Consider the following 25,898-nt stretch of genomic DNA (forward strand, 5'->3'; position numbering starts at 1 on the left):
ACAGGGTGTATGTCTGAGCTTCGTAAAGGTCAGGTGCGGAACCTGGTTCTGGCCACGGCGGCGTTCGCCGTGACGTTCTGGGCATGGAACCTCATCGGGCCGCTGTCCGGGAGCTACAGCGGGCGGTTGCGCCTGTCCGCGACGCAGACCTCGTTGCTCGTGGCGATCCCCGTGCTGGTCGGCTCGCTGGGGCGGATCCCGGTCGGGGTGCTGGCCGACCGGCTCGGCGGGCGGCGCATGTTCGCGATCATCTGCTTCGTCTCGATCGTGCCGGTGTTGTTCGTCGGATGGTCTGATTCGTACGGCTGGCTGCTGTTCTGGGGGTTCTGGCTGGGCATTCCCGGCACGTCGTTCGCGATCGGCATCCCCTTCGTGAACGCCTGGTACGAGCCCGCCCGCCGGGGCTTCGCGACCGGCGTGTTCGGGGCGGGCATGGGCGGCACCGCGCTGTCGGCCTTCTTCACCCCGCGCCTGGTCGAGGAGTTCGGCCGGCCACAGACGCACCTGCTCATGGCGGCGGTGCTGGCCCTGATGGGCGTGATCATGCTCGGCGGCAGCCGCAACTCGCCCCGCTGGACGCCCGCGACCGGCTCGCCGCTGCCGGGCATGTCGGCGGCCGTGAAACTCAAGGCGACCTGGCAGTGCGCCTTCCTGTACGCGGTCGCCTTCGGCGGATTCGTGGCCTTCTCCACCTACCTGCCGACGTTGCTGCAGAACGTCTACCACTTCGCGCAGACCGACGCCGGGCTGCGCACGGCCGGGTTCTCGGTCGCGGCCGTGTTGTCCAGGCCGCTCGGCGGCACGCTCTCCGACCGGATCGGGCCGGTCAAGGTGCTGCTGGCCTCGTTCGCGGGCACCGCGCTGATGGCGCTCGTGCTGGCGCTGCGGCCGCCCGTCGAGGTGCCCGCCGGGGTGAGCTCCGTACTCATGGCCTTCTTCCTCGGGCTGGGCACCGGAGGAGTTTTTGCGCTCGTGGCGAAGCTGGTCGAGGCGTCCAGAGTGGGGACCGTGACCGGGCTGGTGGGGGCGGCGGGCGGGCTCGGCGGGTATTTCCCGCCGCTGGTGATGGGGGCCGTGTACGCGGCCACGGGGGCGTACACGATCGGGTTCGTGCTGCTGGCCATCACGGCGCTGGCGGCGCTTCTCTACACGAAACGGGCCTTCCGCGCGCTGTCCGGCTAACGAAAATGGTTTGCCGGAAGCCCGGCCGCCTTGTCAAGGTTGTCAGGCCATGCGCTCCCTTCCCGAGGCCGATCCCGGCGTGCCCGACATCCGCAGCCCGCTGCGCTATTTGTGGTGGAACGCGCGCCGTCAGTCGAGGTCCCTGCTCGCGGGCATCGGCTTCGCGACCCTGTGGTGGCTCGTCCAGGCGCTGATGCCGGCCGTGCTCGGGCAGGGCATCGAGGCCGTCACCGCCAAGGACACCCGGGCACTGCTGATGTGGTCGGCGGTGCTGCTCGGGCTGGGGCTGTTGCAGGCGTTCACCGGGATCATGCGGCACCGGATGGCCGTCTACAACTGGCTGGCCGCCGCGTACCGTACGGTGCAGCTCACCTCCAGGCACGCCGCCAGGCTCGGGGCCACGCTGCCCAAACGCCTGTCCACCGGTGAGGTCGTCAGCGTCGGCAACTCCGACATCGCCCACATCGGCAGCTCCATGGACATCCTGCTGCGCGGCACCGGCTCGATCGTGGCCATCGTCACCGTGACCGTGATCCTCATCTCGACCTCGCTGCCGCTCGGGCTGCTCGTCCTGTTCGGCGTGCCCATCATGGCCGCCGCCGTCGGGCCGCTGCTGCGCCCGCTGCACCGCCGCCAGCGCACCCAGCGGGAGTTGTCCGGCGAGCTGTCCACCAGGGCCGCCGACATCGTGGCCGGGCTGCGGGTGTTGCGCGGCATCGGCGGCGAGCAGGTGTTCGCCGGCCGCTACCACACCGAGTCGCAGCGCCTGCGGCACGCCGGGGTGGGCGTCTCCAGGATCGAGTCGGTGCTCGAAGGCGCCCAGATCGTGCTGCCCGGCCTGCTCATCGCCATCGTCACCGGCATCGGCGCCACCTTCGCCGTCGAGGGGCAGATCCCCGTCGGCCACCTCGTCGCGTTCTACCTGTACGCGGTCTTCCTCATCGGGCCCATGCGCACCCTCACCGAGGCCGCCGACAAGCTCACCAAGGGGCACGTCGCGGCCGGCCGGGTGATCCGGATCCTGTCCATCGAACCCGAGGTCACCGGCGGCACCGGCGCGAGCGAGGGCGGCGTGCTGCGCGACTCCTACAGCGGGGTGACGCTCCAGCCCGGCACGCTGACCGCCGTCGCCGCGAGCGCCCCCGAGGACGCCATCACCATCGCCGACCGGCTCGGCCGCTACACCGAGGGCGATGTCACGTTCGGCGCGGTCGAGCTGCGTACGCTGCCCATCGACCAGGTCCGCAGCCGGATCCTGGTGGCCGACAACGGCGCCAGGCTGTTCAACGGCCGGCTCCACGACGAGCTGGACGTACGCGGCAAGGCCGCCCCCGAGCAGGTGCACCGGGCGCTGGAGGCGGCGTGCGCCACCGACATCGTCGAGGCCCTGCCCGACGGGCTCGACGCGGTGGTGGCCGAGGCCGGGCGGGAGTTCTCCGGCGGGCAGCAGCAGCGGCTGCGCCTGGCCAGGGCGCTGCTGACCGACCCGGAGGTGCTCATCCTGGTCGAACCCACCAGCGCCGTGGACGCCCACAGCGAGGCCCGCATCGCCGAACGACTGGCCAAGGCCCGCGCCGGGCGGACCACCATGATCTGCACGACCAGTCCGCTGGTGCTCGACCGGGCCGAGCACGTGATCTACGTCGAGAACGGGCGCGTACTGGCCGAGGGCACTCACCTGCAACTGCTGGACAGCTCACCCGAGTACGCCGCAACCGTGACACGCGGCGAGGACTGACCACATGGCTGGACCGACCGCATGGCTGGACTGACCGCATGGCTGGATCGACCACACGGCTGGATCGACCACATGGCTGAACTGGCCGCACGGCTGAACTGGCCGCTTGGCTGGACTGGAGACGCCGAGATCGTGACACGCGTCGAGGATTGACTGACCGCATGGGCATGGCTGGAGGACTGAGATAGATGGCACGGGAGATCCTGCCGGTCGCCGACCGGCGGCAAGTGCGTGCCTACGCCAGGCGCCTGACCCTGAAGTACCCGCGCGAGCTCGGCATCGCCCTCGTCCTGCACGGCCTGGCCGCCGTCGCCGGGCTGGTCGTGCCGTGGCAGCTCGGCGGCCTGGTCGAGAAGGTCCAGTACCGCGTCGGGGTCAACGTCCTGCTCGTGGCCGCCGCCATCGGCCTGTTCCTGCTGTTGCAGGGCCTCCTGACCCGGTACGCGGTGCTGGCCTCCGCCAAGCTCGGCGAGAAGGTGCTGGCCGAGCTGCGCGAGGACTTCGTGGGCCGGGTGCTCGGGCTGCCGCTGTCCACCGTCGAGCGGGCCGGCTCCGGCGACCTCATCACCAGGACCTCCCGCGACGTGGACTCGCTGTCGCGCACCGTGCGGCACGCCGTACCCGAGACGTTGATCGCCATGGTCACGTTCCTGATCACCATCGGCGCGCTGCTGCTGGTCAGCCCGCTGCTCATGCTGCCGATGTTGCTGGCGGGCCCGGTGATCTACATCTTCACCCGGCGCTATTTGGCGCGGGCACGCGACGGCTACCTGCGCGAGAACGCCGCCTACGCCGACGTGACGGAAGGGCTGGCCGAGACCGTCGAGGGCGCCCGTGCCGTGGAGGCGCTGGGGCTGCGGGAGCGGCGGCGGGAACGTACCGACCGGGACGTCGCCAGGTCCTTCGCGGCCGAGCGGTACACCCTGGGCCTGCGTACCGAGTGGTATCCCGCCGTCGAGCTGGGCTACGTCATCCCGGTCGTGGCGGCGCTGCTGGCCGGCGGGCTCTTCTACACCAGCGGCTGGGTGGGCCTGGCCCAGGTGACCACCGCCGCCCTCTACGCCCAGCAGCTCATCGACCCGCTGGACCGCTTCCTCATGTGGATCGACGAACTGCAGGTGGGCGGGGCCTCGATGGCGCGGCTGCTGGGGGTGGCCAACGTACCCGACGACCGGGCGGCCACCGCCGCGCGGCCCGACGGGGAACTCCTGGAGGCCGCCGAGGTCCGCTACGCCTACCGCGAAGGCCGGGACGTCCTGCACGGCGTGTCCCTGACCGTCCGCCCCGGCGAACGCCTGGCCATGGTCGGACCCTCCGGCGCCGGAAAATCCACACTCGGGCGCCTGCTGGCCGGCATCCACGGTCCGCGCACCGGGTCGATCACGGTGGGCGGCGTACCTCTGGTCGAGCTCCCGCTGCATGACCTGCGCGGCCACGTCGCCCTTGTCACCCAGGAACACCACGTCTTCAAGGGCACCCTGCGCGACAACCTGCTGATCGCCCGCCCCGACGCCTCCGACACGGCCGTACTCAAGGCACTGGAGGCGGTGGACGCACTGGACTGGGTGCAGGGGCTGCCCTCGGGGCTGGAGACCGAGGTGGGCTCGGGCGGGCTCGCGGTCTCGCCCGCGCACGCCCAGCAACTCGCCCTCGCCCGCCTGGTCCTCGCCGACCCCCACACCCTGGTGCTGGACGAGGCCACCTCCCTCATCGACCCCCGCGCCGCCAGACACCTCGAACGGTCACTGGCCGCCGTACTGGAGGGCCGGACGGTGATCGCCATCGCGCACCGGCTCTACACGGCGCACGATGCCGATCGAGTGGCCGTGGTCGAGGACGGTCGGATCACCGAGCTGGGTTCCCATGAGGAACTGGTGGCGGCAGGGGGCTCGTACGCGGCACTGTGGCGCAGCTGGCACGGCACCCCGACACCCACCCACTCCTAACCCAAGCTCGCACCCGGGTGGCGGGCTCCGGCTCGCAGCCCGAGACCTGCCGCCCGCCACCATCGCCATCGCCCCTTGAAACCCTGGCTCCTCTGAGTCCCCGGCCCCGTGAGTCCCCGGCCCCGTGAGTCCCCGGCCCCGTGAGTCCCCGGCCCCGTGAGTCCCCGGCCCTTGAAACCCTGGCCCCATGAGGCCCCTGCCCCCTGTGAGGCCCCTGCCCCCTGTGAGGCCCCGGCCCCCTGTGAGGCCTCGACCCCCCTGGAACTCTGGCTCCCCGTGAGGCCCGACCCCCGTGAGGCCCAGAGCCCTCTTACAGCCCGACCCCTCTCAGGGCCCAGGCCCTCACACAGCCTGGACCTCCTCAGGCCACGGGAAGCCAGTTCCGGCCATCCTCGGTTTCGGTCTCGGTCTCGGCCTTGTTCACGCGGCCGAACACCACGTCGGCGAAGTGCACGCCGAAGCCGATCGTGTCCGGCCGCTGCAATTCCTTCACCAACCGGTGCCGGTGCGCGGCCGACTCCACCGAGTCCAGGTCCGAGCCCGCCGACCATTCCGGGTGACGGATCTGGACCGGCGAGTGCAGGGCGTCACCGAAGGCGATCATGCGCTGCCCGCCGGACGTGATCGTGTAGCTCGCGTGCCCGACCGTGTGCCCCGGCGTCAACATCACCCGTACACCGGGGAAGATCTCCTCACCGTCCGCGATCGTGCGCACCTGAGGCGCCATGGTGGCGAGCATCTCGCTGGTGATGTCGTTGACGGCACTCAGATGGCGTTGCGTCCATTCAGGCTCGGCGATCAGATACTCGGCGGCGGCGAAGGGCGGCCGGTCGCTGCCCGGAGCCGGGTGATGAGCCCACCCAACGTGGTCGGGATGCAGGTGGGTGATGGCCACGGCCTCGATGTCCTGCGGCCGGCGATTCAGCTTGGCGAGGTTATCGAGCAGATCGCCGCCATGCAGAGCGCCGATCTTCGCGTTGGCCGGATCGTCGGGCATGGACACCGGCCCCACGCCGACGTCGATCATCATGGCCCGCTCGCCGTACTCGACCAGCAGCCCGCCGATCGTGGCCACCAGATTCCCGCCATCGTCGAGGTAGGCCGCGTTGTCCCGCCAGTCCTGCTCGGTCGCGGCAGGCAGCCAGCCGCGCGGCTTCAGCCGTACCGCTCCATCAGGCACATAGCTGATCTTGAGCTCACCAAGCTGAAGCGAACGGATGGGAGAGGTACGGCGCAGGCGGCGCTCATCATCGATGCTCATGCCGAGAAACTTACAACTAGAACTATTAAAGCTGCAAATATTATGACTTGAGGTAACGTAACCGTATGACGTCGTCGCATGAGGGTTCCGCTACCGACGCTGAGGCTCAGGCCATCGTTGAGCGGAACCTGTGCGGGCTCGTCAACGCGCTGTCCAGGCAGATCGAGCAGCATGTACGCGAACGAGCCGTCGCACTGAACCTGACCGCCCCGCAAGCAACCGCCCTGCGTGAACTCGGCGGCCCACTGACCATGCGCGAGCTGGCCGACCGGATGGCATGCGAACCCTCGAACGCCACCTTCGTCATCGACCGACTGGAGGAGCAGGGACTCGTCGAACGCCGGCCACACCCCCGGGACCGCCGTGCCAAACAGCTGGTCCTGACCCCCGAAGGCATCACCCTGCGTGAGCGCCTGCTCGAAATCCTCATGGAGGGCTCCCCCATGGCGGGCTTCACCCAGGAGGAACAGATCACGCTGCAACACCTGCTGCGACGCGCACTGAGCTGAAATCTACGGCCCTCGGATGCACGCCCGGCGCACCGCCGCGCCGCACACCGTCTGCCAACCCCTCGGCCGGTACGCCAGAAACAACTGAGCAGCTGACGCAGCGAAAGCAGGCAACGACGGCCATACCGCAGAAGCTCGGGGGGTATCCCTGAGCCCCACGGGTTACAAGCTCCAGCTCGCGGGGTGGTGTAGCTGGCTTTGGGGACGGCGAGGACCGCTTCGGGGGGCGGTGAAGATCTCATGGTTGGTGTGTCGCGTTGGTCGAGAAGTCGGTCTGGGTTGGCCGATGAGTTTTTGTGGTGCTTCGGGTCACAACCGGCATGACAACCTTCGCGCTCGTTCACGGTGGTGGTGGGAGTGCCTTCGACTGGCACTTGCTCGAAGCCGAGCTGCACGGACGTGGGCATGACACGGTTGCGGTGGACCTGCCCATGTCCGACCCGCAGGCAGGATTGTGGGACTACGCCGATGCTGTCGTTCAGGCGGTCGGTGAGCGTCAGGATCTTGTCGTGGTGGCGCATTCGTGGGGCGGTTTCGTGGGCCCTCTCGTGTGTGCGCGTACAGAAGCCGCTGCGCTCGTGCTGGTGACCGCCATGATCCCGAGTCCTGGGGAGACGCCGGACGATTGGTGGGAGCGCAGCGGCCGGCCATCGTCGGGCATCGACGACGACTACGAGCTCTATCTGCACGATGTTCCGCACGAATTGGCCGAGCGGGTGCTGGCCCACGACGAGGCGCTCAACGCGAACATGAGCATGGACCGGGCGGGACGCGAGCCTTGGCCGCTGGACGCCTGGCCGGACGTTCCGACCCGGTACTTGCTCTGTCGCGACGACCGCTGCTTCACCCCCGACTTCGTGCGCCGCCATGTGAAGGAGCGACTTGGCATCGTTCCGGATGAGATGCCCGGCAGCCACATGGTGATGTTGTCGCGGCCGGGCGAGTTGGCCGACTATCTGGTTCGAGTCCTGCCGCGATAGCCGGATATCTCCCGAGTGGCGGGTGGTGGCGTTCATCGTCGTCTCCGCCCGGGACATCGTCACCTGCCCCAGGACATTGTCACTGGGCCCGGGATATCGCTACCTGCTCTTGGGGCATCGTTCCTGTCCCGGGACATCGTTAATGGCCCCGGGGCATTGTCATTGGCCTCGGGACATTGTCGCTGGTACTGGGGCGTTGTCACTGGGTCCGGGGAGACCGTTACTGGTCCGGGGCATTGTCACTGGTCCGGGACGTGCCACTGGTCCGGGACGTGCCACTGATCTGGGACGTGCCACTGGTCCGGGGCATTGTCACTGGCGTTTTGTCCGTAGCGGTGCCCGAATGTCTTTGGGTGTCTGTCTAATGCACACTGCGTCGAAGTCGAGTGCCCCACCTTGCCGCGCGATGCGAATGGTTGCTGGCCAGGCTTGCTGAGTGCGGTGGGGGTCACTGGCTGCCTTCGTCGTCGTCTTCGTCTTCTTTGTTCCAGCCGTCTTCGTCCACCTCGAATCCGTTCTCTTTGATCTGGGTGATGGTGAACATGCCCGCATACTCGCCGTCCGCCTTGGCGGGGAACAGTTCAGTCTCCTCGTCCGGGTATTCAATAGTGGCTTTTCCGACGACCTCGCGCAGCAGATATGGCAGCCAGGCCTTGCTGAAGGTGAGTGCCGTCTTCTTGGTGAATGAGTCGAGCTTGGCCCCATCAGATCCCGAGGGCGGCGGCAGCTTTGTCTTGATGCGTGCCAGCCATGCCTCCCCCTTCTTGTGGTCGGCTTCCTTGCCGATCTTCTTGAGGAGCTTGATGGCGCTCCAGAGGTTGTCGGTCATCTCGAATTTGATGATCCGCAGGCCCCGCTCGCTCTTGTGCTCGTCGGCGTAGTACTCCGAATGGGTTGACTCGCCGAAGCTGATGCTGACGCCGCCGTCGTCAATCGCATTGAACGTCGTGATTTTCCCGTCGCTGTTCACCCGGATCTTGTAGGAGAGTGAGCGCTCCACGCGATACGCCATGACCATGATTTCCCCCTCGTTCGTCTCGATCAGTTCAATATGAACGAGCATGGAGATCGAAACAAGTGGGAGGGAATGTTTAGTTACGGCTTTTATTGCTGCGGTGAACTCTGTCAGTGGCTTGTCTGGCTCTAGATTTCGGCGAGCCTCTTTGGTGAGTGGCTTAATGCCTGGTGGTTGCGTCGAGTATGCCTTGGGATGCCATGGCCAGCCTCTCGGTCGTCGGGAGGTTTTCGCGGTTTCGGAGGTAACTTCGACTGATTTCTCGCGTGTTCTGCTCTTTTAGTTCATCGGCGTCGGCTCCGTGCGTTATGGAGTACGTACTGGGGCCACGGCTTGGACGTGGAGCGTAGGGCGTACAGGATCTGTGCGAGTCGGGGTTGGGTTGGGTTGGGTTGGCTGGCTATGGCGCCGTGTTGTGTGGTGGTTGCGATTGGCTGTGGCTCAGCAGCGGGTTTTCTGTGGGGGGAGGGTGGTGGTCGTGAAGTAGCGGTTGATGTGGTCGCGGGCGCAGGTGTTGGTGCCGTACAGGGTGTGGCCTGGGCCGTCGTGGCGGATGACGGCGCTGCCCGGTACTTGGGAGAGGATGCGGTCTGCGGACTCTGACTCGACCCACGCGCCTGCGCCGAGCAGGGGTGGCAGGTTCTTGGGGAGGGCGGTGGGTGGGTTGGTGACCGGCACGGGCCAGCCGATGCAGTTGAGCGTTGCCGAGGCCGGGGTGTTGGCGGTGCCCGTGTTGGGAGCGATCTTGCGCAGGCGTGCGACGGTGGCGGCCATTTTCTTGCGGTCGGTGAAGCGGGGCCAGTCGGTGCATTCCGTGACCGGGGTGGCCTGGTCGGGGTAGCGCAAGCCTCTGGCCGGTACGAAGTCGGAGGCGTCGCCCTTGCTCGCCTTGCGGATCGCCTCGGCCAGCTTGGGCCAGCCTGGGGTTCCTTGGCGGGCCATGCCCAGTGCGAAGGACTGGAGGTCGCGGGTTCTGTAGGCGACGTTCGCGGTCTTGGTGGGGATTGGGGTGCGGTCGGCCTGGGTGATCAGTTTGCGCCAGAGGGTGGGCACGTCCTTGCAGTCGTTGGAGGCGCACCAGGTGAAGAAGCGTTGCAGGGCGCGCTCGTTGGATTTGGCCATTGCCTCCAGTTCGCGTGACCAGTCGGTGGGGCTGTGGTTGATGGAGCCGTCCAGGACGATCGTGCGGACGCGGTTGGGGAAGAGGCGGGCGTAGGCCTGGCCGTAGAAGCTCGCGTATGAGGCGCCGTAGTAGTTGAGCTTGTCGTCGTCCAGGGCCTTTCTGACCGCCTCCATGTCTCTGGCGTGGTCGGCCGAGCTCATGTTGGCGAAGAGCTCAGGGTCCTTCAGGCGGCAGGCCTCGGCGTAGCCGCGGTTGGTGTCGGACAGGCGGCCGAAGTCGGCGTCGTCCTGCGGGAAGTCGGGGAGGGGGACGCGGGTCCAGGCGCATGGCAGGCCCGTGCTGAGGCCCTGGAACTGCTCGCCGCCGTAGCCGCGGGTGTCCCACGTTATGACGTCCATGTTCTTGCGCAGTTCGGTCCACCAGCCGTGAAGGTTCTGGGACATGGCGATGCCGGGGGCGCCAGGGCCGCCGTAGGCCACCAGGACCGAGCCTTTGGAGGCACCGGTGGCTTTCAGGCGGCCGATCTTGAGGGTGATCTTGCGGCCTTCGGGTTTCTGCCAGTCGGCCGGGACCTGGAGGTCGGCGCACTCCATGCCGATCTTGTCGTTGGGGCACGGCTGCCATGTGAGCGTCGAGGCTGGTTGCGTTTCGGCCGCCACGGCTGCCGCTGCAGGTGCCGCCAGGGTTGCCGTTACAGGTGCCGTTGCGGGTGCCGCTGCTGCTGGTGACGGTTGTAGGGCTGCGCTAAGGAGGGTCGATGTGAGGGCGATGGTGGCGGTGGTCCTGAGGCTTGTCCCGAGGGCGGTCCTGAGGCCTGATCTGGGGGTGGTCCTGGCTGTGGTCCTAGTGGAGACGGTGAGGGCGGTGGCGGTGAGGGCGGTGGCGGTGAGGGCGGTGGCGGTGAGGGCGGTGGCGGTGAGGGCGGTGGTGGTGAGGGGCTTTGGCATGGCGTTCACGATGCCGGGGCGGGGGGTTGGCGCGCGTCGGATCAGGGTTTGATCTTCGGAGGGGCGAAGTCGGACCTGGGCATGTCAAACCGTGGGTTGAGGTGGGCGTCGGAATCATCACGCTTTGGGTTGGCATCTGTAGAGACAGCGGAGGCGCGGTCAGGCTGGCGAGCTCTTTGACGGGTCTCGGGAGAGGGTTCGAGGGTGCGTGCGCGTTCGGGGGCGGGGACGGGCAGTAATGGGCGGTGGCGGTAGGCGGTGGCGGCTGTGACGGCGACGTTGGGCAGTGGCGGCTGTGACGGTGACGGCAGTGGCGGTGGGCGGTGACGGCAGTGACGGTGCGCAGTGGCGGGTGGCAGCGATGGGCAGCGGCGGCGGCACGAACGCAGGCTTCCGTACAACACCGAACGAACCGGGGCTCCGTGGTGGGGTCGTAGGTGGCGGTTGTCCGTGCTGGACCCTTCGGGTGAGGCTGTGGCGCATGCCGGGTGGGGTCGTGGCGCACGCCGGACAGGGGCGCGGCGTCGTCAGGTCAGGGACTTCTTTAGGAAGTCCACCTGGAGCAGGAGCAGGTTCTCTGCCACGACCTCCTGCGGCGTCATGTGTGTCACCCCCGACAACGGCAGCACGTTGTGCTGGCGTCCGGCTGCCAGTAGGGCGGAGGACAGGCGGAGGGTGTGGGCGGAGACGACGTTGTCGTCCGCCAGGCCGTGGATCAGGAGCAGGGGGCGCTCCAGCTTGGGGGCGTCGGCGAACAGGGAGGAGTTGTCGTACACCTCGGGCTGCTTGACGGGGTCGCCCAGGTAGCGCTCGGTGTAGCAGGTGTCGTACAGGCGCCAGTCCGTCACCGGCGCGCCCGCCACCGCGGCGTGGAAGACGTCGGGGCGGCGCAGGACCGCGAGTGCGGCCAGGAAGCCGCCGAAGGACCAGCCGCGGATGGCCACGCGGGTCAGGTCGAGGTCGTCGGGGTACTGTTCGGCCACGCCGTGCAGCGCGTCGATCTGGTCTTCGAGGGCGGGGGTGGCCAGGTCGTTCAGCACGGCGCGCTCGAACTCCGTGCCGCGGCCGGGGGTGCCGCGGCCGTCGGCGACGATGACGGCGAAGCCCTGCTCGGCGAACCACTGGCTCTCCAGGAAGGCGCCGCGCCGGTTGAGCACCCGCTGCGCGTGCGGCCCGCCGTACGGGTCCAGCAGCACGGGGAGTTTGCCCGAACCCTGCTCGTGCCACGAGGGCAGCACCACGGCGGTGGCCAACTCGCGGCGGCCGGAGCGGCCGAGTGAGACGCGCAGGTCGAGGCCGGGGCGCTCGGCGTACGACGGGATCGGTACGGCCATGCCGTCACGGCGTACGACCGTGGTCGAGACGCCCTCGGTGTCGAGGCTCTGCTCGGTCAGTACGCCGACCCCGCCCGACATCCGGCCCGAGAACACCCCGGATCGGGTCGAGACGGGCAGCAGCGAATGTCCGTCCCACGTCCACAGATGGATCTCGGTGGGGTCGCCGCTCGCGCTGAACAGCACGCTGTCGTGATCGACGTCGAGCACGGCCCGCACCTGCAGCGTCGGCGGCGTGACCGCCCGGTCGCCCACGAACAGCCGGTGGCCGCCCTCCGAGTTGGCCACCCAGACCAGCGAGCCGTCGTCGAGGTGAGCGGGCACGCCGCCGATGATGTCGATCCAGGCAGGATCGGTGTCCTCGCGCACCAGCGTGGAGGCACCCGTCGCCGGGTCGATCTCGAACAGCCGCATCGTGCGCTGGTCGCGGGTCAGCGTCACGATCGACAGGGCGTGGGCGTCCCAGCCGGCTGTGACCAGGTACTCCTCGTCGTATGGCACCGCCACCCGCGACCCGTCGAGCCCCAGCACGAACAGTTCGGTGTTCGCGTTGGGCGTACCCGCAGCCGGATAGCGCTGGGCCGACGGGGTACGGTCGGGGTTGGCCGGGTCGGCGATGTGCCAGACCTGTACGGGAGCCTCGTCGGCGCGTTCGACCAGCAGCGCGTCGCCCGAAGGCGCCCACCAGTAGCCGCGCATCCGGTCCATCTCCTCGGCGGCGATGAACTCGGCCAGCCCGTACGTCACCGTAGGCGACTCAGGCTCGGCCAGAGCGCGGTCCTCGCCCGAGACCAGGTCCTGGACCCGGAGCGCGCCGTCGGTGACATAGGCGACATGTCGCCCGTCGGGAGACAGGCGGGGGTCGATGACCGCGCCCGGCACGGTGAGCCTGCGCACCTGAGTCTGTCCGCCCGCCGGAGCCAGGCCGACAGCCAGACCGGCAGTCAGGTCGACCACGTACAGACCGCCGGACAGGGCGAAACAGGCCCTGGTCACGTCGGCGTCGGTGCCGTAGGCCACCACGCCGCCCGCCGACTCGCGGCTGCGCTCACGCCTGGCGCGCTCCTCCGGCGGCAGGTTCTCCTCGTCGGCGTGCAGCGTGCGCGGATCGACGACCAGCCGCTCGACGTGGGTATCGGTGTCGAGCTCCCACAGGCAGGTCACCGGGTCGGCGCCCGACCTCGTCCGCAGGAACACCACCCGGCCGCCATCGGGGGAGATCGTGAAGCCCCTGGGCACGCCCAGGGTGAACCGGCGGGTCCTGGCAGACAGGCGCGGGAAGCTCTCGCTCATGGTGCCAATCCTGCCATTGCTACGCTCGTGGGCATGACTGATCGACGGCTGCTGCTCGTGCACGCCCACCCGGACGACGAGTCGATCGGCACCGGCGCGACCATGGCCAGATATGTCGCGGAAGGTGCCCACGTCACGCTGGTGACCTGCACGCTCGGCGAGGAGGGGGAGATCATCCCCAAGGACCTCGCCCACCTGGCCGCCGATCAGGACGACGGGCTCGGCCCGTACCGCATCGGCGAGCTCGCCGCCGCCTGTCAGGCGCTCGGCGTCGAGGACCACCGCTTCCTCGGCGAGCCCGGCCGCTGGCGCGACTCGGGCATGATGGGCGTGGCCTCCAACGACCACCCGCGGGCGTTCTGGCGCGCCGACCTCGACGAGGCCGCGGGCGAGCTGGTCAAGGTCATCCGTACGGTACGCCCGCAGGTGCTCGTCACCTACGACGACAACGGCTTCTACGGCCACCCCGACCACATCCAGGCCCACCGCGTTTCGCGCAGAGCGTTCGAGCTCGCGGCGAACGCGGACTTCGGCGAGGGCGAGCCCTGGCAGATCGCGAAGTTCTACCACACGGCCGTACCCCGATCCGTCATGCTCCGCACGGCCGAGGCGCTGCGCGAGGCCGACGTGGACTTCATTACCGAGAACGTGGACGACATGCCGTTCGGCAGCGCCGACGAGGACATCACCACCGAGATCGACGCCCGCCCCTGGATCGGCAACAAACTGGAGGCGTTCCGCGCGCACGCCACCCAGATCAGCGTCGACCCGCCCTGGTACGCGCTGTCGAACAAGATCGGCCAGGAGGCCCTCGGCGTCGAGCACTACACGCTGGCCATCGGCGTGCCCGGACCTCCCGTGCCTGGTCCGCCGATCGAGGCCGGGGGTATCGGTGAGCCGCACAACCGCGAGAACGATCTCTTCGCGGGCATCCACTAACCTCGATCGTTATGGAACAACGCGGCCAGGCCGAGTCGGCGCTGGGTGGGGCGGCCTACGGCATGCTGTTCGTGCTCGGGGTCGTCATGGCGGTCGTCGGCGGCTTCACGCATCCCGTGTGGGACGTCGGCCCGATCCCGGGGTCGGCGATCGTCTGGGTGCTGATGCTGTTCGGGGTGTGCCTGGGGGCGGGCAAGCTCATGCGGGGGCGGCTCGGGGCGGTGGCGACGGCGCTCGGGTGGTTGCTGGTGACGATGCCGTTCACGCTGGAGTTGAAGGCCGGGGACCTGGTGATCGCGAGCGGTCCGCCCGGGTACGTCTACCTGTACGGGGGACTGTTGGGCCTTGTCGCGGCCTACATGCTTTCGCCCTCGTCCGGAGGGGGTTCGTGGCTCTTGCGCGGGTACCCTCCGAATAATCAGACGTAAAGGCATAAAGTGGCTAGGTGTATTCGACCGAGCGGCATGTGGACCCTGCTACGTACCGCCAGATCATCGGAAAGTTCGCCACCGGCGTAGCCATCGTCACGACCAGGCTGAACGACGTTGATCATGCGATGACCGTCAACTCCTTCACCTCCGTCTCGCTCGATCCGCTGCTCGTGCTGTTCTGCGCCGAGAAGGTGGCGCGCTTCCACGACGCGGTGATGGAGTCCGGGGTGTGGGGCGTGTCGATCCTGCCGGCCTCGATGGAGGACGCCTCGCGGTTCTTCGCCCATCGGGGGCGGCCCCTGAACGGGCAGCTAACCAGGTGGCCGCACCATCGCGGTGAGTCGGGGGCAGCGCTGTTCGACGGGGCGATCGCCACCGTGGAGTGCGCGACCACGGCGGTGCACGACGGCGGCGACCACTCGATCGTGGTGGGTGGGGTCCTCGCGCTGGACACGCCGTCGGACGGCGCGCCGCTGCTGTACCACGAGGGCCGCTACAAGTCCCTCTGACACCGACCAGAAACAGCTGACCAAAAGCAGCCGACCAAAAGCAGAAGTGAGGCGCTGGCCGCCCGGAAATGAGGCGGGCCAGGCCGCGTGGCCTGGCCCGGTCATGTGTCGCGGCTCCGCTCTACTGGGTCGTGGGGACCGTGGCCGATTGCGACGGCGTGGCCGTTGGAGTCGCGGTCGGGGTTGAGGTGGAGGTCGGGGTCGGGGTCAGGCTCTCGGTGGGGAGCTCCGCCGGAGGCTCGGACGAGGGCTGACAGGTCGGAATCTCGGTGGGGCTCGTCGTGGGCTCCTCCGAAGGCGGGAGGGTGTCCGTCGGAGACCCGGTGGGGGTCACGGTGGGCGTCACAGTGGGTGTCGCGGTCGGAGTGCCAGTGGCGGTGGCAGCGGTGGTGTCGGCCGCGGTGTCCGAAGGCGTCGGCGTGACGGTGGGCGTGACGGTCTCGGTCGGGGAGGTCGTGTCCGTCGGGGTGACGGTGCTCGTGGGCTCATCCGACGGCGGAATGGAGTCGGTCGGCTCGACGTACGGCTGACAGGTGACGGTGACCGTCGGACCAGGCTCGGTGACGGTGACCGTGGGACCTGGTTCGGTCACCGTGACCGTCTCGCGTACGGTGACGGTCGGCAGGGGCGCCATGCTGACGCCGGCCTGCCCGCGCTTCTTGTAGGTGCCGCCGCCCAGCCGGGCCCTGGTCTTACCTTCGCCGTTGACGACCGTGAGGTCCACGCTCGCGGTCTTGCACGATCTCCTCTTGCAGACCCTCTGCTCCACGTTGAAGAAGGCCGCTCCCTGGTAGGAGACGGAGACGTTCAGATAGGACACGCCTTTTCTCTTGACCACCTGCGTCTTGGCGGTGTACTCCCCGTTCGTGGGGGTCGCCGTCGGGGTGGGGGTCGCGGTCGCCGACGTCGTGGGCGAACCGGACGGCGTGGTGGGCGTCGGGGACGTGGTCGGTGCCCCGGCTAACACCATCTGCGCGCTGAGAGGAGTGTCAGTGAGTCGTAGGGATTCGGACGCTGACGTCTGGGTGATCGCTACTCCGCCGCTTCCTGCCAGTGCGACGGTGCCGAGCAGCGCGCCCAGGATGGAGAATCTCATAATCCTGCTCTTGTGGGAGATTTCAGGACGTGGATCATTATTCCGATTTGTCAAGATTGGTCAAGACTGGGACGCATGAACAGACGCCTCCGGTTCCGGCGCGTGGCGAACTACGTCAACCTCTCCACGCCGTTCGGTCTGCTGATCGCGGTGGTCGGCGGCGCGTCCAGGCAGCCCGGTCCCGACGGGCTCATCCTGGCCTTCGGCTACCGCTACCGCTTCCCCGTCGCGGGCGCGTTCACAGTCGGAAACGTGGTCCTGACCAGGAGGGACGCGCTGGGCGACCGGCTCATCCTGCACGAAGGACGGCACGCCACGCAGTGGGCCTGGTGCCTCGGGCTGCCGATGTTGCCGCTCTATCTGGTGGCCATGCTGATCTCAGTGATCCTCTGTGGTCATCAAGGTTCATACAACATTTTCGAGCGGCTCGCCGATCTGGATGACGGCGGTTACCCCCATAAACCGCTGTGGTGGAGAAAGTCAAGGGGTCATCCTTAAAGTGTGTACGGCCGCCTTCCGCACCGAATCCGGCCTGGAGCGCATCGGCAGCAGTTCCCCCCGCGCCCACGCCCGCGCCTGATCCCAGTAGTTGTCGTGGAAGGCGTGCCCGGATGCGCCCGTCAGGTTGATCCACTGGGACTTGTCCAGGTCCGAGAGATCGACGATCATGCGCATGGACGGCACGGTCGTGATCGCGTACCCCTCCTGGACGTTCCACCCGGTGGCGTTCACCGCGTCCTTGCCGCCGGGTACCGCGAGCGGCCCCCGGTTGAACAGCGCCTCGACCGGCGCGATGCCCGAGGTCCCCAGCGAGCCGTTGACCAGTTCGAGCCGGTGCAGGTCACCCCAGCGCCACGTCTTGAGGTCCTCCCCGAGCCGGTCGGCCAGCTCCTGGTGTGCCGTGGCCAGCGCCCGGCGCAGGATGTCGTCGCGGGTCTCCTTGAGGTTGCCGGTGCCCACATCGTCCCAGAACGGGTCCTCAGGGGCCGCCAGCAGCCGCCTGACGACCTCGTACCAGCGATCCCCTCCCGTGGGCCTGGCCGCCGGCGGCAGGTCGTCGTTGAAGGTCAGCATGAGCACCTGCCGCCAGACCGCGTTGTAGTACGCGGCGGCGGGCGATTCCAGGCTCTGCGAGCGGTCCCATGACTTCAGCAGTTCCCTGGCCTGCACGCTCGGGCCGGCCAGGTCCACCCGCATGAGGGCGGGGATCAGGGTGTCGGAGAAGCCGTCGTGGGCGTCCTGCTGGATCCGCGACATGGTGGCCGCGTCGATCGGGCCCTTGCTGATCGCATCCTTGAGCAGGGTGCGGATGCGCTCGGAGCGGTAGCCGTAGGACCAGTCCTCGGTCAGCAGCGGCCGGTACCTGCCGGGGTCGATGACGGCGTTGTTGGCGGTGATGACGAAGCCGTCGGCCGGGTTCAGCACGGAGGGGAGCTGTTCGAAGGGGATGGGCGCGGGCTGCCAGTCGTACTCGCCCGTCCAGCCGGGGACCGGCCAGGAGCCGTCGCCGCCGGCGCGTACGGGGATCCGCCCCGGCGCCTGATAGCCGATCCGCCCCGCCGTGTCGGCGTAGACCAGGTTCTGCGAAGGCACGTCGAACAGCGCCGCGGCCTGCCTGAACTCCTCCCACGAGCCCGCCCTGTTGAGCGCGAAGATGGCGTCGACCGTGTGTCCCGGCGTCAGCGCCGTCCACTGCAGCGCCACCGCGTTGGCCTCGCCGCCGGGCCGGGCGTCCGGTATGACCTCGTTGATCAGCGGCCCGTGCCGGGTGCTCTTGACGGAGATCGTGACCGGCTCGCCGCCGGCCACCTCGATCTTCTCCCGCCGGATCTCCAGCGGCAGCCGCGAGCCCTTGTACAGGTACGTGTCGCCCGCCACCTGCTCCATGAAGAGGTCGGCGACGTCGGGCCCCAGGTTCGTGAAGCCCCACGAGATCTTGTCGTTCTGCCCGATGATCACGCCGGGAACGCCGGAGAAGGTGAACCCCGTCACGTCGTACGGGCACGCCCGCGTGACCTTCCTGCAGTGCAGCCCCGCCTGATACCAGACCGACGGCATCTGCGCCGACAGGTGCGGGTCGTTGGCCAGCAGCGGCTTGCCGGATTTGGTGTACTCGCCGGAGATCACCCACGAGTTCGACCCGATGCCGTCCCGGTCGCGGGCGCCCATCGTGCTCGGCACCGACCCCAGCGTCTCGGCCGCCTGGCCAAGAGCCCTGTTGGTGCCGAGGGTCCTGTTGCCGCGCGGCCGGGGCTCGGCCCGCTGGTCGAAGCGGCCCCTGGTGAGCGAGCCCTCGTTGACGATCGGCAGGTGGCGGTCGTACGGGTAGCCGGGGTAGAGCTGCTCGACCCGCTCCTTGGGCAGCTTGGCCAGCGCGAGGGCGCGGTCGATCTCGTTCTCCACGTTGGAGCGCAGGTCCCACGCCATGGCCTTCAGCCAGGCCACGGAGTCGACCGGCGTCCACTTCTCCGGCTCGCCGCCGCCGCCCTGAAGCTTGAGCAGCGAGTATTCGAGGCTACGGTCGGAGGCGTTGGGGTTGGCGGTGAGCCAGGCGTTGACGCCCTTGGAGTAGGCGTTCAGGTAGCCCTGGGTCTCCTGGGCCAGGTTGGGCACCTCCAGCTCGGCCACCCTGCGCCAGCCCATGGTCCGCAGGGCCTTGTCGTTGGCCAGGGTGGACTCGCCGAACAACTCCGACAGGCGCCCGGCGGTCAGGTGACGGCGGAAGTCCATCTCGAAGAAGCGGTCCTGGGCGTGCACGAACCCCTGGGCCATGAACAGGTCCGCCGCACTGTCGGCATAAATGTGCGGAATCCCTGACTTGTCGCGGAGAATCTCGACGGTGCCGCTGAGACCCGGTAGCCGTATCGACCCGTCCACCTGCGGGAACGACTTCCGCACCGTGTGGACGAAGACCCCCGCCAGCACCACCAGCAGTGCGACAAGCACGGTCAACACCCGGGCGGACCACCGCAAGGGCCACGGCATCCACGCATAGGGCCGCACCGCCACCTCCTTCTCGCCGAACCGCCATCAAGTGTGGCAGTTCTTGATCACTCCTCTGGACGTGATCCCGGCGGCGGCGGTGCGAGAAGGGGCTCAGACCCAGGTCTGGCCCTCGGGTGTGTCGGAGACCTGCACCCCGAGCGAGGCCAGTTCGTCGCGGAGCCGGTCGGACTCGGCCCAGTCGCCGGCCTCCCGCGCCCTGGCCCGCGTCTCCAGCAGTTCCCCCGCCCCGGCGGGCAGCGCGCGGGTCCTGCCGATCTCGACGGACAGGTCCAGCCCCAGCACCTGGTCCAGATGCAGGAACGTCTCAAGCTTGGCCCCCGGCGCGACCGACTCGTCCCGCTCCAGCTCCCGCAGCGCGCGCAGCGCCGCCGGAGTGTCCAGGTCGTCGTCGAAGGCGGCCTCCACCCGGTCCAGGTGCTCCCGGGACAGCGGCGCGCTGACCGACTCGGCCCACCCGGCCACCCGTGCCCGCCACCGCCGCACCGTACGGTCGGCGGCCCGCAGCGTGTCCCAGGTCAGGTTGAGCTGCTGCCGGTAGCGGTGCTCCAGGAACGCCATGCGCACGGCCAGCGGATCGAGCCCGGCCGCCACCACGTCCGGCAGCAGCACCACGTTGCCGGTGGACTTGGCCATCTTGCGCCCGTCGAACAGCAGGTGCTCGCCGTGCGCCCAGCGCCGCACCACCTCGTGCCCGGCCACCGCGTCCGACTGGGCCCGCTCGTCCTCGTGGTGCGGGAAACGCAGGTCGATCCCGCCGGTGTGCAGGTCGATGTGCGGGCCGAGGAATCGCAGCGACATGGCCGAGCACTCCACGTGCCAGCCGGGAAAGCCACGGCCCCACGGCGTGTCCCAGGTCAGCTCGCCCTCGCCGGGCTTCCACAGGGCCCAGTCGGCGTGGAAGCGCTTGCGGGGATCGACGGTCTCGATGCGGTGCGCGGGCTTGAGCGAGTCGAGCCGGTTTCCGGAAATTTCGCCGTACGTCGGGAAGGTTCGTACGTCGAAGAACACCGACCCGTCCGGCAGCGCGTAGGCATGGCCCTTCTCGATCAGCTTGGCGATCAGCTCGATCATCAGGTCGATGTTCTCGCTCGCCCGGGGCTGGTGCTCCGGCGGCCGGAGGTTGAGCGCGGCGGTGTCGCTCACGAAGGCCGCCTCGTAGTGCCGCGCCAGCTCCAGTGGGGCGAGGCCCTCCGCCCGCGCCTGCGCGAGCACCTTGTCCTCGCCCCCGTCGGCGGAGTCGTCCACGAGGTGACCGACGTCGGTGATGTTCTGACAGACCACGACCCGCGTACGCCGCCGCTCCAGCACCCTTCTGATCAGGTCGGACAGCAGGTAGGTGCGTAGGTTGCCCACGTGGGCGCGGCGATAGACCGTGGGCCCGCACGCGTACATCCGCACCGCGCGCCCGGCGGCGATCTCCTCGACCTGCCTGGCGCGCGTGTCGTAGATCCGCAACATCTCCCGAGCTTAGCCCGGCGTCATCCGCCCAGGAAACCGAGTATGTCCCGGTCACCACGGTCGCGCAGCCTGCCCAGGATCTCCTCGCGGGTGGCCGTGTCGGGCAGCCCGATCCTGGCCCCGATCAGCCGCAGCCCCTCGATCTCCGAGCTGACCGGCGCGGTGTAGCCGAACAGGTAGAGCGCCCGGCTGATCGGCGGCATCGCGATCGGAGCGGCGGGCAGGAAGCGGGTCAGCAACTCGCCGCCGTCGGACACGGTGAGGAAGACGTGGTCGCCGTCGTTCGCCTTGTACTCGGCCAGCACGTTCCTGATCGACCCCATCGTGGGCTGGTTGTGCCAGCTGATCACCACGTCGCCGGAGGGCGAGGAGGCGGTGAGCTGGCCGCCGGGCGCCATCCCCAGGTAGGCCGCGAACCCCGTCGGCAACGGCGAACCGGACCCGCGCAGGTGCTCGGCGTTCACGTCCACCCGGTGCCACCAGCGGCCGTCGCGGGAGCGGAAGCTGCGCCGCGTCTCCGAGACGTCCTTGCGCGGCTGGTACGGCTCCGACTCGCCGCCGGGCGCGGTGCCCGCCACCCTGATCCAGCCCCGCTGCGTCCGCTCGAACCCCGGGCCGCCGGAGTAGGCGCGCACCGAGCTCTCGCTCACGTCGTAGCGTGAGGTCAGGCTGGCCACGATCGTGCTCACCGAGGCCTCGCCGCCGGCCCGCTCGATCTCCCTGGCGATCATCTCCCTGATGCCCAGGTACTCGTCGCCGCCCCACCTGGTCAGCCCGTACTTGTTGCGGTCTACCCGGCGGAAGCGGTCGTCGGCGGTGAGCTGGTTGCGGATGCCGACCAGGCTGTAGTCCTCGCCGATGCGCTCCTGGATCTCCTCCGGGGTCAGCGGCGAGCCCGCCACCGCCAGCACCGCTTCGGCCTTCTCGTTGATGCTGCGCGGCCACGGCACCACCTGCCCGTCCAGCACGCGCAACTGCGGCACGGCCAGGATCCACCGCTCGGCCACGTCCTCGCGCACGCCGAGCTGGGACACCATGGTCACGGCCTCCTCCAGCGGGTGCGGCCCGTCGGCGAAGAGCTGGCGCGTCTTCTCCCTCAGCTCGTCGGCCCCGCCGGAGACGAGCCAGCCGTCGGCCTGCTCGTAGCCGGTCAGCAGCGTACGCACGAACCGCCACGCGGGGATGCCCAGCGAGCGCAGCTCCGAGCCGTGCCACGGCACGGCGGCCTGCAGGTCGTCGGCGGGCACGGCCGAGCCCAGCCGGCCGCGCAGCCACGTGACGTGGGCGGCCAGGGCGGCGGACTCGGGCTTGGCCAGCCACGCCTCCACGTGGTCGCGCAGGTCGCGCTCGATCTGCCGGATGCGCTCGCGCGTCACCGAGAAGCGCTGCGCCAGCTCGTCCAGGGTGGCCCGCTGCGTGGCGTACAGCCGGTCGCCGGCGATGGCCCGCTGGCGGTCGTCCAGCGCGGCGAACAGGTCGTCGATCAGCTCGGGCAGCGGCTTGTCCGGCCTGGCCGGCTTGGCCGGGGCGGGCACGCCGTCCGGCGCGGGTTCGAGCAGCCGCTCGAACACGCCGCTGAACAACTTCTGCACCACGTCCTTGCCCAGCGTCTCCGGCGACCGCTCGGCCTCGGCGGGGTCGGAGAAGCGCAGCAGCGGCAGGATGTCGCCGAGCATGAGGTGACCCCAGCAGGCCACGGCCAGATCGGCCAGGTGGCCCGCCACGGTCTGCGTGCCGACGATGGCACACGCGCGGTCGAGAGGAATCGCCTGCCACCAGGCCTCGGGCAGCTGGGGCTCCTCCACGATCGGCGCAATCTGACCAGGGGAGGTCCAGCGCAGGGGTGGCGTGAGGTCGCTCAGGCTGAGGTTCATTGAGGTCCAACCGGCAAAGGGAAGATATCCGCAGTTCAGACTATGTGATCAGAGCGGTAGAAAGGGGCTGCCTCTTCCGGAATGGGAGATATACAGGATCGACCGCGCACGAGTGCAGGCGACGAACAGTATGCTCCGTTCGCGCTGCAGGGCACGAGCCCGGGCATAAGGATCGTCCGGCGGTGGCTGGGGCACCACGCCCTCCGCCACGCACACGAGCGCCACCCGCTCGAACTCGAGCCCCTTCAGATGCTGGAAGGTCGCGGCGCGCACGTCCAGGCCCGCGAGCGCGCGCTTCGCCGCGCGCACGAGGCGCTGATCGCGCGCCCCGACGGCGATCTCGCCAGGGGGCACCCCGTCTGCCAGCCACGCGTCGATCATGGCACGCAGGCCCGACAGTTCCGACTCCTGAGTGTCGTACGTCCTGACGATCGGGTGGGGGCCGTGCCGGACCGCGCTGAAGTCGTACATGTCGGCCGCGCCCTCGACCAGGCCGGGGGAGGGGCCGCCGCCGCGCAGCCGTACGACGAAGGACAGCAGTTCCTGCGGCAGCCGGTAGGAGCGCCCGAGCGTGTGCTGGACGGCGGTGATGCCGACCGTGCCGAGCGCCACCCGCATGTCGGTGACGCGCTGGTGCGGGTCGCCCACGATGAACAGGTCGTCACGCGCGTGCGGCACCGCCGCCCGCAGCAGCCGCCACTGAGCCGGGCTGATGTCCTGCGCTTCGTCCACAATCATGTGACGGTACGGCTTGCGTCCGGGATCCACATCGTCCAGCAGATCACCCGTCGTGAGCGAGAGCACCCGCAGCGCTTCGTCCGTCAGCTCGGCCAGCGAGCGAGAACCGGGGCCGACCAGCGCGGGACGCCTGCCCTCCGCCCTGGTCACGATGCGGACGGCCAGCCGCTCGGCGTTGTCCACCTCGACCCGCTTGCGGACCACCTCGTCCTCGATCAGCAGGTCCAGCTTCGCCGACAGCACCTCTGCCAGGCTCTGCGAGAACGTCACCAGCAGCACGGGACCGGCGCCGCGAGCGGCCAGGTGGGCGGCCCTGTGCAGGGCGACGACCGTCTTGCCGGTGCCCGCACCGCCGACGACCAGCGCCGGGTGCTCGTATCCGGCGGCCCTGGCCAGCCGGTGTTGCGGCGGGTACAGGTACGTGCACCAATCCGGCGCCCGCAACAACCGGTCGAGGCTCACCTTGTCGTGCACGAAGGCGGCGCGGTCGGGGCTGCGCCGCAGCGCCGCGTACAGGTCGTCGGGGTCGATCGGGCCCGGCGGCCTGTCGTCCGAGGCGCGATGGGCGTCCAGCTCCCGCCATGCCTCCGACATCGTGCCGCCCCTGGCCAGCACCGCCAGCGGGACGTACTGGGTGGGCGGGAGCAGCGGTTCGAGCGCGGCCACGTCGGCCTCGTTGGTGATCAGCCGGAACAACGGCATCGCGCGCCCGTCCAGGCCAAGCCCGAGCAGATCCCCGTCACAGATCGGATCGAACAGCCGCGACGGCCTGGCCGACCTGCGTAACGCCGGCTCCACCCGCTCCAGGGCCTCGGCGTCCCACTCCTCGACGCCGCCGGTCACGGGGTTGACGCCGTAGCGGTGGCGGCGGGCATAGGACCAGGCTTCCGCGTCCGGCAGGACCGTACGCAGCCAGTACACGTCGCGCTGGCGCAACACCACCCCGCGCCGGCCCTCGGCAAGACGCAGTGTGGCCACCCTCGGGTCCCTGGCGCCCCTGACCCGCTCGGGGTGCGGGGCGCCCGCCACGTTCAGCAGGAACCGGCGCAGCGCGACCACGGCGTCCCTGCGCACCGGCTGGGCCAGTGCGCTGAGCTCCCTGGGGAACTCGGGGCCGATCGCGAGCCGCGGCACGGGCTCAGTCCAGCAGCTCGAGCAGGTCGCGGTCTCCGCGTTCGCGGAGCCTGTCGAGCAGTTCCTGCAGGGCCACGGGGCCCGTCATGCCGATCCTGGTCGCGATCACCCTGGCCGCCTGGTCCCGGGTGCCTCCCGGAGCCGTGTACCCGACCAGGCGCAGCGCCTTGGTGATCTTCTCGGCCCCCTGGGCGGCGACCGGGAGATGCCTGGCCCGCAGCACCCCCTCGTCCGACAGGGTCAGGAACAGGTGCCCGCCCTCCTTGGCGCCCACGTCCACGAGGAGGCGCTCGATCGACTGCAGCACCGGCTTGCCGTGCCAGATCATGGTCAGCTCGCCGGCGGCGCTCCTGACCGTCCTGCTCTCGCCGGGCGACAGGCCCAGGTACGACGCGAACCCCGTCGGCAACACGCACTCACCTCCGGCGAGCTGCTCGACCGTCACGTCGATGCGCAACCACCACCGGCCGTCCGGCTGCCTGAAGCAGCGCCGCGTCTGGGAGACGTCCTTCAGCGGCTGGTACGGCCTGTCCTGCTCCTCCACGCCGCCGTTGGCCTCGCTCGCGGGCGGGGTGACCGGCGTGAACGCCTGGAACTGCGGCGGTCCCGGAGGCGGGGGCGGCGGCATCTGCATCGGCCCGAACGCCGACTGCGGCACCTCCACCGGCTGCTGTTGTTGCTGTTGCTGCTGGTACGGCTTGCGCTGCGGCAGAGGCGGGGGCGGCAGCTCCACCTGCGGTGGGGGCGGCGGGGCCAGGGTCGTCAGCACGAACTGCCAGGCGGGGATCTCCAGCGCGCGGATCTCCACGTGGTGCCAGTCGGCCGCGCCGATGAGCTGCTCCCTGGGGGCCTCCGTACCGAAGGTCGCGACCAGTTCGTCCAGATGGGCGCGGTACGGGGCCGCGACGTCGCTCGCCAGCCAGCGGTCCAGGCGGGAACGCAGCTCCTCCTCGGTGGCGGCGATCTCGGCCGGGGGGACGGCGAACAGCTTGGCGAGCTGGTCCACGGCGGAGGGCTCGTCGGTGAAGACCCGGTTCTGCGCCACGGCCCAGCTCTTGTCGTCCAGGCCGGCGAACGCGGTCTCGATGAGCTCGGGCAACTCGAAGAGCTCCTGCTCCTCGGCGGCGGCCGGAACCTGCTCGTGGACGGGCTGTTCTCCAGCCGGCTCGCCGACGGCCTCCTCCTGCTGAGCAGCCTCCTCCGGAGGAACCTGCTCTTCGGGGGCGGGCTCCTGCGCGTCGTCTTCCCGGGCGTCGTCGTCTTGGGCAGCGTCGTCTTCCCGAGCGGCGTCTTCCCGAGCGGCGTCTTCCCGAGCGGCGTCTTCCCGAGCGGCGTCTTCCCGAGCGGCGTCTTCCCGAGCGGCGTCTTCCCGAGCGGCGTCTTAC

General features: G+C 69.4%; 22 protein-coding genes. 12 read left to right on the forward strand and 10 right to left on the reverse strand.

The genetic code is table 11. The features are described from left to right. The first annotated feature begins 9 nt into the window (after positions 1 to 9). Genes AB0I81_RS56615 through AB0I81_RS56630 form a run of 4 tightly spaced genes read left to right on the forward strand, consistent with a single transcriptional unit; the run spans position 10 to position 4,866 of the window. A complete protein-coding gene (locus AB0I81_RS56615) occupies positions 10 to 1,182 on the forward strand; it encodes an MFS transporter (protein ID WP_360677374.1) in 1,173 nt (390 codons plus the stop codon). Between the two features lie 49 nt (positions 1,183 to 1,231). Then, on the forward strand, positions 1,232 to 2,920 hold the full coding sequence (locus AB0I81_RS56620; RefSeq protein WP_360677376.1) for an ABC transporter ATP-binding protein: 1,689 nt from the start codon (positions 1,232 to 1,234) through the stop codon (positions 2,918 to 2,920). Between the two features lie 21 nt (positions 2,921 to 2,941). Further along, the gene (locus AB0I81_RS56625) at positions 2,942 to 3,073 is read left to right on the forward strand and encodes a hypothetical protein (RefSeq protein ID WP_360677378.1); all 132 of its coding nucleotides are present in this window, start codon (positions 2,942 to 2,944) and stop codon (positions 3,071 to 3,073) included. Between the two features lie 35 nt (positions 3,074 to 3,108). Next, positions 3,109 to 4,866, forward strand: coding sequence for an ABC transporter ATP-binding protein (locus tag AB0I81_RS56630; protein ID WP_360677380.1), 1,758 nt, complete (start codon positions 3,109 to 3,111; stop codon positions 4,864 to 4,866). A 361-nt stretch (positions 4,867 to 5,227) separates the two neighbouring features. Here the strand turns inward: AB0I81_RS56630 and AB0I81_RS56635 are convergent, their stop codons facing one another. Next, positions 5,228 to 6,127: an MBL fold metallo-hydrolase gene (locus tag AB0I81_RS56635; RefSeq protein ID WP_360677382.1), complete on the reverse strand. Its 900-nt coding sequence runs from the start codon at positions 6,125 to 6,127 to the stop codon at positions 5,228 to 5,230. Positions 6,128 to 6,192: 65 nt separating this feature from the next. Between AB0I81_RS56635 and AB0I81_RS56640 the strand changes: the two genes are divergently transcribed. Together AB0I81_RS56640 and AB0I81_RS56645 are read left to right on the forward strand one after the other, a co-directional pair. Further along, on the forward strand, positions 6,193 to 6,636 hold the full coding sequence (locus AB0I81_RS56640) for a MarR family transcriptional regulator (protein ID WP_360677384.1): 444 nt from the start codon (positions 6,193 to 6,195) through the stop codon (positions 6,634 to 6,636). A 320-nt stretch (positions 6,637 to 6,956) separates the two neighbouring features. Beyond that, positions 6,957 to 7,616 carry an alpha/beta hydrolase gene (locus AB0I81_RS56645; protein ID WP_360677386.1) on the forward strand — a complete coding sequence of 220 codons (660 nt, stop codon included), beginning with the start codon at positions 6,957 to 6,959 and terminating at the stop codon, positions 7,614 to 7,616. 448 nt (positions 7,617 to 8,064) lie between these two features. On the opposite strand, the gene AB0I81_RS56650 is transcribed toward AB0I81_RS56645, so the two are convergent. Both AB0I81_RS56650 and AB0I81_RS56655 read right to left on the reverse strand, forming a co-directional pair. Then, a complete protein-coding gene (locus tag AB0I81_RS56650) occupies positions 8,065 to 8,679 on the reverse strand; it encodes a hypothetical protein (protein ID WP_360677388.1) in 615 nt (204 codons plus the stop codon). Positions 8,680 to 9,072: 393 nt separating this feature from the next. Next, entirely contained in the window at positions 9,073 to 10,413 is a 1,341-nt protein-coding gene (locus tag AB0I81_RS56655) for an alpha/beta fold hydrolase (RefSeq protein ID WP_360677390.1), read from the reverse strand. 100 nt (positions 10,414 to 10,513) lie between these two features. Between AB0I81_RS56655 and AB0I81_RS56660 the strand changes: the two genes are divergently transcribed. Continuing rightward, positions 10,514 to 10,753, forward strand: a complete 240-nt coding sequence (locus AB0I81_RS56660; RefSeq protein WP_360677392.1) for a hypothetical protein — start codon at positions 10,514 to 10,516, stop codon at positions 10,751 to 10,753. A gap of 475 nt (positions 10,754 to 11,228) precedes the next feature. Here the strand turns inward: AB0I81_RS56660 and AB0I81_RS56665 are convergent, their stop codons facing one another. Beyond that, the gene (locus AB0I81_RS56665) at positions 11,229 to 13,328 is read right to left on the reverse strand and encodes a prolyl oligopeptidase family serine peptidase (RefSeq protein ID WP_360677394.1); all 2,100 of its coding nucleotides are present in this window, start codon (positions 13,326 to 13,328) and stop codon (positions 11,229 to 11,231) included. Between the two features lie 33 nt (positions 13,329 to 13,361). Between AB0I81_RS56665 and mshB the strand changes: the two genes are divergently transcribed. From mshB to AB0I81_RS56680, 3 genes are read left to right on the forward strand one after another with little or no spacing between them, the layout of a single operon-like run. Continuing rightward, positions 13,362 to 14,267, forward strand: a complete 906-nt coding sequence (gene mshB, locus AB0I81_RS56670) for an N-acetyl-1-D-myo-inositol-2-amino-2-deoxy-alpha-D-glucopyranoside deacetylase (RefSeq protein WP_360677395.1) — start codon at positions 13,362 to 13,364, stop codon at positions 14,265 to 14,267. Positions 14,268 to 14,278: 11 nt separating this feature from the next. Then, positions 14,279 to 14,695 (forward strand): DUF6113 family protein, encoded by a 417-nt coding sequence (locus AB0I81_RS56675; RefSeq protein ID WP_360677397.1) that lies wholly within the window; start codon positions 14,279 to 14,281, stop codon positions 14,693 to 14,695. A 17-nt stretch (positions 14,696 to 14,712) separates the two neighbouring features. Beyond that, complete coding sequence (locus tag AB0I81_RS56680; RefSeq protein ID WP_360677399.1) at positions 14,713 to 15,207, forward strand: flavin reductase family protein; 495 nt, start codon at positions 14,713 to 14,715, stop codon at positions 15,205 to 15,207. 121 nt (positions 15,208 to 15,328) lie between these two features. Here the strand turns inward: AB0I81_RS56680 and AB0I81_RS56685 are convergent, their stop codons facing one another. Then, positions 15,329 to 16,303 (reverse strand): hypothetical protein, encoded by a 975-nt coding sequence (locus tag AB0I81_RS56685; protein WP_360677401.1) that lies wholly within the window; start codon positions 16,301 to 16,303, stop codon positions 15,329 to 15,331. Positions 16,304 to 16,378: 75 nt separating this feature from the next. Between AB0I81_RS56685 and AB0I81_RS56690 the strand changes: the two genes are divergently transcribed. After that, positions 16,379 to 16,801: a hypothetical protein gene (locus tag AB0I81_RS56690; protein WP_360677403.1), complete on the forward strand. Its 423-nt coding sequence runs from the start codon at positions 16,379 to 16,381 to the stop codon at positions 16,799 to 16,801. On the opposite strand, the gene AB0I81_RS56695 is transcribed toward AB0I81_RS56690, so the two are convergent. The 5 genes from AB0I81_RS56695 to AB0I81_RS56715 form a co-directional block, all read right to left on the reverse strand. Then, positions 16,784 to 19,288 carry a penicillin acylase family protein gene (locus AB0I81_RS56695; protein WP_360677508.1) on the reverse strand — a complete coding sequence of 835 codons (2,505 nt, stop codon included), beginning with the start codon at positions 19,286 to 19,288 and terminating at the stop codon, positions 16,784 to 16,786. The two genes, AB0I81_RS56690 and AB0I81_RS56695, sit on opposite strands and share 18 nt — an antisense overlap. 111 nt (positions 19,289 to 19,399) lie before the next feature. Further along, complete coding sequence (gene cysS, locus AB0I81_RS56700) at positions 19,400 to 20,767, reverse strand: cysteine--tRNA ligase (RefSeq protein ID WP_360677405.1); 1,368 nt, start codon at positions 20,765 to 20,767, stop codon at positions 19,400 to 19,402. Positions 20,768 to 20,787: 20 nt separating this feature from the next. Then, a complete protein-coding gene (locus tag AB0I81_RS56705) occupies positions 20,788 to 22,641 on the reverse strand; it encodes a sigma factor-like helix-turn-helix DNA-binding protein (RefSeq protein WP_360677407.1) in 1,854 nt (617 codons plus the stop codon). Between the two features lie 48 nt (positions 22,642 to 22,689). Continuing rightward, complete coding sequence (locus AB0I81_RS56710; RefSeq protein ID WP_360677409.1) at positions 22,690 to 24,513, reverse strand: UvrD-helicase domain-containing protein; 1,824 nt, start codon at positions 24,511 to 24,513, stop codon at positions 22,690 to 22,692. 4 nt (positions 24,514 to 24,517) lie between these two features. Continuing rightward, positions 24,518 to 25,612, reverse strand: coding sequence for a hypothetical protein (locus tag AB0I81_RS56715; protein WP_360677411.1), 1,095 nt, complete (start codon positions 25,610 to 25,612; stop codon positions 24,518 to 24,520). 42 nt (positions 25,613 to 25,654) lie between these two features. Between AB0I81_RS56715 and AB0I81_RS56720 the strand changes: the two genes are divergently transcribed. After that, on the forward strand, positions 25,655 to 25,898 hold a 244-nt coding region (locus AB0I81_RS56720), incomplete at its 3' end, for a hypothetical protein (RefSeq protein WP_360677413.1).

It is taken from the genome of Nonomuraea sp. NPDC050404 (genome assembly GCF_040655495.1).
Taxonomy (GTDB): Bacteria; Actinomycetota; Actinomycetes; order Streptosporangiales; family Streptosporangiaceae; genus Nonomuraea.